This window comes from Mycobacterium farcinogenes (assembly GCF_019739075.1).
Lineage (GTDB): Bacteria > Actinomycetota > Actinomycetes > Mycobacteriales > Mycobacteriaceae > Mycobacterium > Mycobacterium senegalense.
In genome coordinates, this window is record NZ_CP081673.1 from 104,695 (window position 1) to 116,588 (window position 11,894).

Annotated in this window: 11 protein-coding genes; 2 read left to right on the forward strand and 9 right to left on the reverse strand. The window is 65.2% G+C overall.

Going from position 1 to position 11,894, the window contains the following annotated elements; genetic code table 11:
* Window positions 1-9: 9 nt before the first annotated feature.
* The 7 genes from K6L26_RS00450 to fadD5 form a co-directional block, all read right to left on the reverse strand.
* Complete coding sequence (locus K6L26_RS00450) at window positions 10-1,650, reverse strand: virulence factor Mce family protein (RefSeq protein WP_043371406.1); 1,641 nt, start codon at window positions 1,648-1,650, stop codon at window positions 10-12.
* A gap of 9 nt (window positions 1,651-1,659) precedes the next feature.
* Window positions 1,660-3,237 carry an MCE family protein gene (locus tag K6L26_RS00455; RefSeq protein ID WP_043371412.1) on the reverse strand — a complete coding sequence of 526 codons (1,578 nt, stop codon included), beginning with the start codon at window positions 3,235-3,237 and terminating at the stop codon, window positions 1,660-1,662.
* Complete coding sequence (locus K6L26_RS00460) at window positions 3,234-4,265, reverse strand: virulence factor Mce family protein (RefSeq protein WP_019349089.1); 1,032 nt, start codon at window positions 4,263-4,265, stop codon at window positions 3,234-3,236. The genes K6L26_RS00455 and K6L26_RS00460 overlap by 4 nt, the downstream gene beginning before the upstream one ends.
* The gene (locus K6L26_RS00465; RefSeq protein ID WP_048895851.1) at window positions 4,262-5,482 is read right to left on the reverse strand and encodes an MCE family protein; all 1,221 of its coding nucleotides are present in this window, start codon (window positions 5,480-5,482) and stop codon (window positions 4,262-4,264) included. The genes K6L26_RS00460 and K6L26_RS00465 overlap by 4 nt, the downstream gene beginning before the upstream one ends.
* Window positions 5,483-5,486: 4 nt before the next feature.
* Complete coding sequence (locus K6L26_RS00470; RefSeq protein ID WP_019348178.1) at window positions 5,487-6,356, reverse strand: MlaE family ABC transporter permease; 870 nt, start codon at window positions 6,354-6,356, stop codon at window positions 5,487-5,489.
* Window position 6,357: 1 nt separating this feature from the next.
* On the reverse strand, window positions 6,358-7,158 hold the full coding sequence (locus tag K6L26_RS00475; protein WP_043370487.1) for an MlaE family ABC transporter permease: 801 nt from the start codon (window positions 7,156-7,158) through the stop codon (window positions 6,358-6,360).
* Between the two features lie 240 nt (window positions 7,159-7,398).
* On the reverse strand, window positions 7,399-9,000 hold the full coding sequence (gene fadD5 / locus K6L26_RS00480) for a fatty-acid--CoA ligase FadD5 (RefSeq protein ID WP_048895852.1): 1,602 nt from the start codon (window positions 8,998-9,000) through the stop codon (window positions 7,399-7,401).
* Window positions 9,001-9,126: 126 nt separating this feature from the next.
* Here fadD5 and K6L26_RS00485 point away from each other — a divergent pair, with 126 nt between their 5' ends.
* Window positions 9,127-9,819 carry a GntR family transcriptional regulator gene (locus K6L26_RS00485; RefSeq protein ID WP_036392486.1) on the forward strand — a complete coding sequence of 231 codons (693 nt, stop codon included), beginning with the start codon at window positions 9,127-9,129 and terminating at the stop codon, window positions 9,817-9,819.
* 82 nt (window positions 9,820-9,901) lie between these two features.
* On the opposite strand, the gene K6L26_RS00490 is transcribed toward K6L26_RS00485, so the two are convergent.
* Together K6L26_RS00490 and K6L26_RS00495 are read right to left on the reverse strand one after the other, a co-directional pair.
* Entirely contained in the window at window positions 9,902-10,342 is a 441-nt protein-coding gene (locus K6L26_RS00490) for an SRPBCC family protein (protein WP_036390602.1), read from the reverse strand.
* Entirely contained in the window at window positions 10,311-10,775 is a 465-nt protein-coding gene (locus K6L26_RS00495; RefSeq protein WP_064896341.1) for an acyl-CoA thioesterase, read from the reverse strand. The genes K6L26_RS00490 and K6L26_RS00495 overlap by 32 nt, the downstream gene beginning before the upstream one ends.
* Window positions 10,776-10,802: 27 nt before the next feature.
* On the opposite strand from K6L26_RS00495, the gene K6L26_RS00500 reads away from it, so the two are divergent.
* Window positions 10,803-11,894, forward strand: coding sequence for an alcohol dehydrogenase catalytic domain-containing protein (locus tag K6L26_RS00500; protein ID WP_064896343.1), 1,092 nt, complete (start codon window positions 10,803-10,805; stop codon window positions 11,892-11,894).

Below are 11,894 nucleotides of genomic sequence, written 5' to 3' on the forward strand. Positions count from 1 at the left end.
TCCCCTTCATCACGGCTGCCCTCCGACCTCAGCAGGCAGGGCCGGTCCGGCGGGAGCCGGGCCAGGTGCCGGAGCGGCCGGTGCGGGACCCGACATCGGATCACCCGGGATCACCCCCGGCGCGGGCGCCGGCGGCGGTCCGGGCTGCGGGTACCACGGCGGCGGCAACGGATTGCGCTCGTCGTACGAGTTCGGCGGTCCGGGCAGGTTGCCTCCCGGAGGAGCGCCGAATGCCGGCGGGGCCGGCGGGGCCACGATGTCCGGGCCACCCATCAACTCGGACAACGACTCCGGCGTCAGCATCTGCTGAGTGGCCGGCTGCACCTGCACGCCCTGCATGCCCGGCGCCACGGTCCAGCCCGGCTCATGGTTGCCGTGCGAGAACAAGGTGTCGCGCGACCAGATACCTGGAACGGTGGTGTCCTTGTATCCGCCGGGCGGCTGCAGACGCGGTTCCGAGTAGGAGATCTGCTTGGGCAGCGTCATCGCGGTGTTGGCCAGGTTCTGGCCGAACGGCAGGAAGTTGAACTTGATCGCGTCCAGGATCGGCGCCAGGTACTGCGCACACAGCTCGGCCGAATCCTGGTACCCCAACCGGCTGCCCGCCTGAATCGAACTGCAGATGAACTGCAGCGGGTTGGAGAAGTTGGTCAGACCCGGCAGAACCGGCAGAGTCACGATGCCACCCTGGTTGGGCGAGACGATGTTGAGCACGTTGGCCGCCAGGTTCGGGTAGGTGTGCAGACCCGTCTCCAGACCATTGCGCGGTTCCGGCTGCAGGATCGCCGTCGTCGCCTCCGACAAGTTGTTGATGTCGTGCGTCAGCACGCCACCGTTCTTGTCCAGGAAGTCACGGGTGGTCTTGAGCACCTTGTTGAGGTCCTGCAGGGCCGTCGCCAACTCCTGGTCGGTGTTCGTGAACGAGTTGGTGAACTGAGCCAGATCGTTGTTCAGCGCCACGAACTGCTGATCGCTCTTGTGCAGGGCATTGACGAACAACGCCAGGCTCTTGACCACCTGGAAGAAGTCGCCGCGGCCCTGGTTGAGCGTGGTCAGCGCCTCCGACAACCCGTTGAGGGTGCGGTTGAGCTGGTCACCCTTGCCCTGGAAGCCATCGGCGAAGGAGTCGATGACGTCGCCGAACGGGCCCTTGGGCTGCGCCGCGGTCGGGCCGAGTTCGTCGAGCAGGCGGGTGATCTGGTTGCGCAACTCGTCGTACTCGACCGGGATCTGGGTGTTCTCGATCGGGATCACCGCGTTGTTCTGCAACCGCGGCCCACCCGTGTAGGGCGGGGACAACTGGATGACGCGCGAGGCCACCAGGCTCGGGTTCAGCACAGACGCCGTGACGTTCTCGGCCACCTTGTACTTGTTGTTGACGTGGAAGACGACCTTCATCTTGTCGCCGTCGGTCTCGATGCTGTCGATCGCACCGACCTTGACGCCCATGATGAGGACCTTGTCACCGGGGTACAGCGCGAGCACCTCGGGGAAGTACGCGGTGACCGTGGTGTTGGTCATCTTCTTGTACAGGTTCAGGCCGAAGTAACCCAGCACCAGGGCTGCTGCCACCGCCAACGCACCGACGATGACAGCTGCCCGGGAAGCCTTGGGCAACTTGATGTTTCGAACGTTAAATACTGTTGACATAGCTGCGGCCTATCCCTGCGACCCGGGCGGAAGGAACGGCGGATTACCCGGTAGCGGCGGTGTGCCCGCCGGTCCGGCGTCCGGCCCCGGTCCCGGCGGTGCCGGAGGAGCGTTCACCGGCGCCGGGTGCGGCGCGTAACCCGGGATGGGTCCGGGCGCCACGGGGATCGGGGCGATCGGAACGGTGCGGGCTCCCGGCGGACCGGGCGCCAGCTCGACCGGTGCACCCGGCTGATCCGGCGGCATGTCTCCGGGGATGGCCGCGCTGGGCACACCCGGCGAATGCGCGACGCCGTCAGGATTCGGCGCCGAGGTCGCCACGTCCGGCGGGCCGTAATTGGGTCCGAACGGGTTGTCCCCGAACGGTCCCACGGTGGCGCCCGCACACGGCAGCGGGTTACCCGGGCTCGGGATCCCGGCCGCGGTCGGCGTGTAGGAGCACGGCGATCCGGGCGGCACGGCGGGTCCCGGATGCTCCGGGGTGCCTTCCAGCGGCGTCGGGGCCGGCGGCGGGGCGCCGTTCTCGAAGCGCTTGCCATTCGGATCCGGGAAGCGGAACGCGGGCAGGCCGGCGTTACGCCAGAACTCCTCGGGATCGATGCCGCGCTTCTTGAACGCGGAATCGACGAACGGCTGCAGGATCTGCGGCGGGATCAGGTTGACGAGCATCACCTTGAAGTACGGGCCCGAGGCCAGTGCCTCCGCCAGTGAGGTGATGAACTTGCCTGCAATAGTGAGGGTGTCGGCCAGATCCTGCTTACGCTCGACCAGCAGGTCGCTGACGGTACGCAACTGCTCCAGCACGTGGTTGAGGTTCGGGTTGTCGTTGATCAGACCCTCGACCTCACGCGACACCGTCGACACCCGCTCCAGCAGCATGCTGACGGCCTGGCCACGTTCGTTGACCGCGGCCAGCAGGGTCTGTGCGTTCACCAACAGCTGGTTGACCTGCGTGCTGCGGTCACCGAGCACCGTGGCGATCTTGTTGGCATTCGCCAGCAGCTTCTTGACGTCCTCGTCGCGCTTACCGATGGTCTCGGAGAACTTGGCCACCCCGTCCAGCGCGGCGCTCAGGTGCGGCGAGGTCTGATCGACCGTCTCCGACAACACGTTCAGCGATTCCTTGACGGACGCCGTATCCCAGCCCGACGCATTGCGCGTGACATCGAGGAACGCGTCGTAGATCTGATACGGCGTCGTCGTCTGCCCCAGCGGCAGCATCCCGCGCGGGGGCAGCGTCTGGCTGCCGCGCGGCTGGATCTCGATGTTCTTACGACCCAGGATCGTGTCGGTACGGATCGCCGCACGGCTCTCGGTACCGATCGTCTTCCCACCCAGGGTGTAGCCGATCTCGACCTTGTCGCCGTTGATGTCCATGCTCTTGACGGTGCCGACATCCATACCCGCGATGCGCACCTTGTCGCCCAGGTTCAGGCCTCCGGTATCGGAGAACTGGCCGTAGTACGTGGGGACGGCGAACAGCATCGGCACGCTCGTCAGCGTCGAACCGACGCCGATCACCAGCGCCACCACCACAACGCCCATGAGGCCTTTGCGGAAGCGGTCGGAACCTTGCAGTGTCCTCATCTCGGCGTGCACCTACCCGACGGCTGTGAACTGAGTTTGACGGTTCGGACAGGGCCACCTGGCTGCAACCCGTTGAGCTTCAACGAGAGGTCGCAGGCGTAGAAGTTGAAGAAGTCACCGTAGATGCCACCGGCGCGGCCGATGATCTTCAACGCTTGCGGGAACTGCACCAGGATGTCGTTCAGCTGCTGCTTCTGGTCGATCAGCGGCTGCTGGATCACCTCGAGGTAGCCGACGGTGTCCTTGAGCAGCGGACGGTTGTCGGACAGCAGGTCCGCCAGCGAGCCGGCCGCGTTGCTGATGTTGGCCACCGAGGATCCGATCGGATCGGCCCGGTTCTTCAACCCGGTGATCAGCGTCTCGAAGTTCTTGAGGGTGTCATCGAACTGCTGCTGATGCGCGACGGTGGTGTCCAGCACGATGTTGAGGTTCTTGATCACCTCACCGATGGCCTGATCCCGATCGGCGATGCTCTGGGTGAGCTGCGCCGTCTGGTCCAGGATGTCGTTGATGGTGCCGCCCTGGCCCTGGAAGATCGTGATGATCGACTTGGAGATGGTGTTGACCTTCTCCGGGCTCAACGACTGGAACAGCGGCCGGAAACCGCCGACGAGCGCGTCGAGGTCGAGCGCGGGCTCGGTACGTTCCAGCGGAATGGTGCTGCCCGGCGGGATCTTCGTGTTGCTCTCACCGCGCTTGAGCTCCAGGTAGCGGTTACCGATGAGGTCCTGGTAGCGGATCGCGGCCGTGGTCTGGTCGAACAACGGCAGCGACTTCTCGACGTTGAACGTGACTTCGGCCTGCTGGCCACCGTTGACCAGCTTGACGCCCGAGACCTTGCCGACCTCGACACCGGAGGCACGGACGAACTGCCCGGTGCGCAGACCGCTGACGTTCTTGAAGATCGCCGAGTACTCGGAGGTCCGGTTGAACCGGATCTGACCGAAGACCACGAAGATGATCGCAGTAAAGGTGAGCAGCACCAGTGAGAAGATGCCGAGCTTGATAAGCGTGCCCTTGATGCTCATGGGTTGATCGTGTTCTCCCCCACTTGGCGGCCCCACACGTACTCGGCCACGAGCGGCTGCCCCAGCTCGAGGTGGTTGTACGGGGCGATCGATGCACCGGTATCCATCACCAGGTACGGCATTGGCCACAGGTCTTTCGTGACCGGCTGCCAGCAGCCGGGCCGGCCCTCGGGCCCGCCCTTGGCGTTGACCCGCGGCAGGTTGTCCGGATAGACGTACGGGTTGCCGACGCCGACCACCAGCGAATGCGTCTGCAGCGAGTAGCCGTTACCACCAAGCGCGCCGGCGAGTTTCGGCCCGGCGTCGTGGTAGTTGCGGATCGTGCAGAACAGCGCCGGGCTGTACTTGTCCAGCAGGGCCGAGGTGGGCAGCAGATCCTGAGCACCACGAACCAGATACGGGCCGCCGCGCTCGAAGATGTCACCACCGGTGTTACCGAAACCGACCGCCGCGACCAACGCCTGATCCAGATTGCCGCGCTGCTCATTGAGCGTGCGCGCCGTCGTCACCGCATTGGTCAGACCGTCGAACAGATCCGGCGCGGCATTCGCATACACCTCACCCAAATCGGCCAGACCCGCCGTATCCCGACGGATCTGAGGCATCCGCGGATTCAGGTCGGCCAGAATGTCATTGCCGTTGACAATCGACTGACCGAACTTGTCCCCCAACCCGTCCAGCGCCTGCGCCGTCGCAGTCAGCGTCTGATTCAGCTTGATCGGGTCGATCTGCTCAGAGATCGCGGTGATCGTCTCGAACAGCGTGTTGAACTCCGTCGTCACACCCTGCGCACGGATCGGCGTATCCGGCGTCAACCGCTTGGCCGACGGGTTCGACGGCGACAGGAACGAGATGTACTTGTTGCCGAACACCGTGGTCGCCCGCAGCTCCGCGGTCACATTCTCCGGAATCAGCTTCAGATACTGCGGCTTGACATCCAACGTCAGCTTGGCTTCCGGATTGTCATCGACAGTGACCACGTCGATCGACGCCAACCGGCCGATCGGCACACCGTTGAACGTCACCTTCGACCCCGGATCCATCGACAGACCCGCCCGCCCCGACAACACCGTCAACTGCGCCTTCTTCTCGAAGGACCCGCGGAACTGCATCCAGGTCAATGCGAAGACCACGGCGGTGATGATTGCGAGCACCAGTCCGGCCAGTTTGTACGGCGGGATCTTCGGCTTGTTCAGAGAAGCTTGAGGTGCCGTCATGTCGCTACACCGTCAGGTTGAAGTTGGGGTCGGTGCCGTAGAGCGCCAACGATGCCAACAGGACCACCAACACGATTGCGATCAACGAGGTTCGCATCGACCTCCCTACTGCCTCACCCACACCGACAGCACCGCCACTGGCGTAGTAGCCGAAGTAGCAGTGGTTCAACATGACCACGACGGACATGACGATGACCTGAAGGAAGGACCACATCACGTCGTCGACGCGCAGGAACGTATGGAAGTAGTGCTCATACGTACCCACTGACTGGGAGTAGAAGACCGTCGTGACGAACTGCGCCGACAGGAAGGACAGCAGGATCGCCATCGCGTACAGCGGGATGATCACGATCGACCCGGCGATGATGCGGGTGGACACCAGGTACGAGATCGACCGGATGCCCATGACTTCCAGCGCGTCGACCTCTTCGCTGATGCGCATGGCGCCGAGTTCGGCGGTGGCTCCGGCGCCGACGGTGGAAGCCAGCGCCTGTCCCGTGACGACCGGGGCAACGACGCGGATGTTTGCCAGGGCGGCGAAGAAGCCGGTGAAGGCCTCGACGCCGATGTTGCCCAGGGATGCGAAGCCCTGGATGGCGATCAGGGAGCCGGCCGACAGCGTGACGAAACCGATGATGGCCACGGTGCCGCCGATGACGGCCATGGCGCCGGTACCCATACCGATCTCGGCGACCAGGCGCAGCGCTTCACGGCGGTAGTGCCGGAACGCGTGCGGGATGGAGCCGATCGCCTGGACGACGAACCACGCGACGTGGCCCATGCTGTCGAGGAACCGGCCCGGGGTGCCCGCGATCTCTGAGGTGCGCGAGAACGCCCGGGGGAACCGGGACCGAAGGACTGTTGCAGTACTCATGTCAGTGCCCTGTTCCGAACCGCACACCGATGGTGGTGAGCACGACGTTGACTGCGAACAATGCCACCACGCACAACACCAGGGTCTCGTTCACCGCGGTGCCGACACCCTTGGAGCCACCGGCCACCGTCAGGCCCCGGTAGCAGCCGACCAGTCCGGCGATCAGACCGAACAGGGTTGCCTTGACGACCGAGATCATCACCTCGGGGAATCCGGTCAGCAGGGTCAGGGTGGACACATAGGCACCGGCGGACACGTTCTGGACGTAGACGCCGAAGAAGAAGCCACCGATCAATCCGATGGTGATCACCGCGCCGTTGAGCATGAAGGCCACGAAGGTGGACGCGACGACGCGCGGAACGACGAGCCGCTCGATGGGGTCGATGCCCAGCACCTCGAGCGCGTCGATCTCTTCACGGACGGTGCGGGCGCCGAGGTCTGCGCAAATTGCGGTCGATCCGGCACCGGCCACGACGAGCACCGTGACCAGAGGGCCCAACTGCGTGACCGCGCCCAGTGCCGCGCCGGCGCCGGAGACGTCAGCTGCACCGAACTCCGCCAACAGGATGTTGAGCGTGAAGATGATGAGCACGGTCAGTGGGATCGACACCGCGAGCGTGGGCAGGAATGCCACCCGGATCAGGAACCAGCTCTGCAGCACGAACTCTTTCCACTGGAATGGCCGTGTGACAAAGGCCTTTCCGGTGAGCACGGTCATCTTGAAGAAGCCACCGACCATAGCCAGCGGCTTCTCCAATTGACCACGTACGTAGCCGACGAGCCCGTCGGCAGGCGCCGTCACCGGTGCGCCCCCTGGACGTATCGCACGCCCCCTCCTCGTCGCCTGTCAGCTTGTGTGATCCGTCTCTCCCTACTCGCGAGTAGTAATTGAGACCACCGGACTGTACCCGATGGAAACCGGGCCGTGCACCGCATCGGGTGGATTGTGCCATCAACCGTTAACAACGGCATGCAATGACAGCAAACTTTCGTGGCGACCTGCAGAAACTTGACGCCGAGTTACTTTCGTAAACGTCAAACACTACTGGGCGTTGATCGGCGAACCGAAGCGCTCCCGGAGTTCGGTCTTGAGCACCTTGCCCGAGGGGTTGCGAGGTAGGGCGTCGACGATTTCCAGTGCCTTCGGGTGCTTGTAGCGCGCCAGCCGTTCGTTGAGAAAGCCGTCGAGCTCACCGAGATCCAGGGCCTCGCCTCTGCTGAGGGCGACCACCGCCACGGGGACCTCGCCCCACTTCTCGTCGTGGCGGCCGATCACGGCGACTTCGGTGATGGCGGGATGCCCGGCGAGGACGTTCTCCACCTCGGCGCAGTAAATATTCTCTCCGCCGGAGATGATCATGTCCTTCTTGCGGTCGACCACCCAGATGTAGCCCTCCTCGTCCTGACGCACGAGGTCGCCGGAGTGGAACCAACCGCCGGCGAATGCCTCGGCGGTGGCTTTGGGGTTGTTCCAGTAGCCGGCCATCAAAGTCGGGGCACGGTAGACGATCTCGCCGACCTCGCCGACCGGGACGTCGTTCATGTTCTCGTCCACGATGCGGGCCGAGACGGTCGGGATGACCTGGCCGACGGAACCGAGCTTGCGAATTGCGTCGTCCGCCAACAACATGCAGGTGACCGGGGACATCTCGGTCTGACCGAAAGCGGCGGTGATCTGGCTGCCCGGGAAGGTTTCGGCCATTGCCCGGAGCAAGGTGTCAGAAGCCGGAGCGGCACCCCAGGACAGGGCCCGCAGGCACAATTCGCGCGGATTGGCTTTCTGCTCAGCACAAACCGCCTGCCACTGCGCGGGCACCAGGAAGATCGCGGTGACCTTTTCCTCCGCCAGCACGTCGAGCAGGGCACCCGGGTCGAACGCGCCCAGCGGGTAGATCACCGTGGGCAGCCCGAGGGTGATTCCGGTGTTCACGTTTCCGGCGACACCGGCGATGTGGAACAGCGGGACACCGATGAACCCGACGTCGTTGTTGATGTCGACGCCGGTGGTGAACAGATTCGTCATGCTCTGACCGACGAGGTTGTTGTGGGTCAGCACCGCACCCTTGGGCCTGCCGGTGGTGCCCGACGTGTACATGATCAGTGCCGGGGCGTCACCGGGGATGTCCACCGGTTCGAGAGCCGGACCGTCCTCGCCGATCAGGTCTTCGTAACCCAGGACTGTGTCATCGGCCGGGCCTTCGGTGCCATCGCCTGCCACGATCACCGTCGACAACGTGGCGTCGAGATCGCGTACCGCGGTGGCGACTCCGGCGAGTACGGGCTCGGTGACGACGACGCGCGCTTCGCAGTCACTCACCAGGAAGGCGATCTCCGGCGGGGTCATCCGGAAGTTCACCGGCACCGCGATGGCACCGAGCTTGTTGGCCGCGAGCATCGCCTCGATGAACTCCGGGCGGTTGAGCATCAGGATCAGCACGCGATCGCCGAATCCGACACCGCGCCGGCTCAGGGCGCCGGCCAGTTTGGTCACACGATGGTCCAGTTCGCGCCAGGTGAGTGTGTGCCCCAGGAACCGGAAGGCGGTTTTCTCGGGCTGCATCATGGCGTGCCGCGTCAGCAGGGTAGGCCAGTTCTGACGGCGGGCCAGGTACGGCTGCTCAGTGGGGAACGGCTCGGCAGTCAACGGATCTGTACTCCACGGGTATTGAGTTGCACGAATTTTATATTTGATCAAACATGGGGTTGCCCCGGTCACACTATGGCCTCGGCGCCCCGGCGACAAGCCCACCAGAAAGGCGACCGGATTCGCGTGAATGCACCTGCCAGAACGGCCGTGCAACGTCGTCGCGGGGGACGGCGCGAGCAACTTTCCGACGAGGTCGCCGCCCAGCTGCGGGCCGAGATCATGACCGGGGTGCTGCGGCCGGGAACGTTCATCCGTCTCGACGAGACCGCGGCCGCACTCGGAGTCAGCATCACGCCGGTGCGCGAGGCGCTGCGCACGCTGCGCGGCGAGGGCATGGTCCAGTTGGAGCCGAACCGCGGGCACGTGGTGGTGCCGCTGACGCGCGCCGACGTCGAGGACATCTTCTGGCTGCAGGCCACCATCGCGCGCAAGCTGGCCGCCACCGCCACCACCCGCATCACCTCGGCCCAGATCGATGAACTGGAGCAACTCAACGCCGAACTCGCGGTAGCCGTCGAGGGCCACGACCCGGTGGCGATCTCGTCAGCGGAGTTCGCCTTTCACCGGGCCTTCAATCACGCCAGCGGCCGGATCAAGCTGGCCTGGTTCCTACTGCACGTCGCACGGTACCTGCCCGCCCTCATCTACTCGACCGATCCGAAGTGGGGCAGCGAGGCCGTCGAGAATCACCGGTTGCTGATCGATGCGTTGCGCCGCCGAGACACCGCGGCCGCCGTGGAACTCAACGCGAACCAGTTCACCGATGCGGCCCAGCGGCTCATCGCCCGGCTGAACGAGATCGGGATGTGGGACTGACGGGTACTCCCGCCGAGTGCGACGCCGGCGTCGTTGCGCAGCGTCATCAGCGACGTTTCCGTCGCATTCGGTGAACGAGCCGTCAGGCCGACAGCTGCTGCACCCTGCCGACGAGGGCGTTGGCCAGGTGGTCCAGGGTGTCGCCGATGAGCTTCTTGACCATCATGGCCGGGACCGGCAGCTTGACCTCGACCTCGAGATCGACCTGAAGCAGCGTGTTGTCCGGCCCCAGGGGGACAACCGAGAACCTCTGCTCCTGCTTGGTGAAGTGGTCGCCCTGTTGCAGCACGGTGTAGATCTGGTTGTCCGCGGGGTAGTAAACCGCGTTGATGAAGACGCCGGACTGACCCTGGATCTCGACGTCGAGCCGCAACTGGCTGGGCCGGCCGTCGTTGTAGCGGGCCAAAATCCAACAGCCCTTGATCTCGGGGTTCCACTGCGGATAGGCCTCGAAATCACCGACGATCGCCATGATCTTCTCGGCAGGGGCATCAACCTCGACGGTCTTGCTCACGAGTGGCATCCGGCGAGCATATCGACTGCAGCAGCTCGCGGATCACGTCGGGAATCGGTACCGGCCGGCGCGTGGTCCGGTCGACGTACACGTGCACCCAGTGACCGACCGCCGCGACCGGGCCGTCCGGCTCGAACAACCCGAGCCGATAGGTGACGCTGCTGTTCCCCAGCCGGGCCACCGACAGTCCGACCACCAACGGGTCCGGAAACTTCAGCTCCGCGAAGTATCGGCAGCCCGATTCGGCGACCACACCGAGCCACGGCGCGGTGCCCGGATCGACGTCGCAGTTGGTGTTGATCCACGCATTGATCGCCGTGTCGAACAGCTCGTAGTACACCGCGTTGTTGAGATGGCCGAACATGTCGTTGTCGGTCCATCGGGTCAGGACCGGCCAGTGCAGCGGAAAGTCTGCGCGGGTCAATTCAGCTCCGTCGGTCATTCAAGGAAGTCTGACAGGCTGGTCACCATGAAGATCCGCGGAGCCGTCCTCGAGCACATCGGCCTGTCCCGCCCGTACGCCTCATCCCAACCCATCCGGGTCAGCGACCTCGATCTCGCCGAACCCGGCCCCGGCGAACTCCTGGTGCGCATCGAAGCCGCCGGGCTGTGTCACTCGGACCTGTCCGTGGTCGACGGCAACCGGGTACGCCCGGTCCCGATGCTGCTGGGCCATGAGGCCGCCGGAATCGTCGAAGCCACCGACAGCGATCTGCCGGTGGGCCAACGCGTGGTGATGACGTTCCTGCCCCGCTGCGGGAACTGCCCCGCGTGTGCCACCGACGGCCTGACACCGTGCGGCCCCGGGTCGGCCGCCAACGGTGCCGGCACGTTGATGAACGGCGACATCCGGCTGACCCGCGACGGCCAACCCGTGTTCCACCACCTCGGGGTGTCCGGATTCGCCACGCACGCTGTCGTCGACCGTCGCTCGGTGGTGCCGGTGCCTGACGACGTTCCCGCCGTGGTGGCCTCGCTGTTGGGCTGTGCGGTGCTCACCGGCGGCGGCGCCGTGCTCAACGTGGGCACACCGCGGCCCGGGCAGACTGTCGCGGTCGTCGGTCTCGGCGGGGTCGGAATGGCCGCTGCGCTGACCGCGCTCGCCCACGACGACGTGCGCGTCGTCGGCGTCGACCAGCTTCCCGACAAACTCGCCAAGGCCCGCGAACTCGGTGTGCACGAGACTTACACCCCCGAGCAGGCCGACGGCCTCAAGGCCGACGTCGTCATCGAAGCCGCCGGCCATCCCGCCGCGCTGGAAACCTCCATCGCGCTCACCGGGCCCGGCGGGCGCACCATCACCGTGGGCCTTCCGCGTCCGGATGCGCGAATCTCGGTGTCCCCGTTGGGCTTCGTCGCCGAGGGCCGGTCGCTGATCGGCAGCTATCTCGGATCGGCGGTGCCGTCGCGCGACATCCCGCGGTTCGTCGAACTATGGCGGGCCGGGAAACTGCCGGTGGAATCACTGGTATCCGACACGATCACCCTCGACCAGATCAACGCCGGCATGGACGCGCTCGCCGAGGGCCGGGCCGTGCGTCAGATCATCGAGTTCGATTAG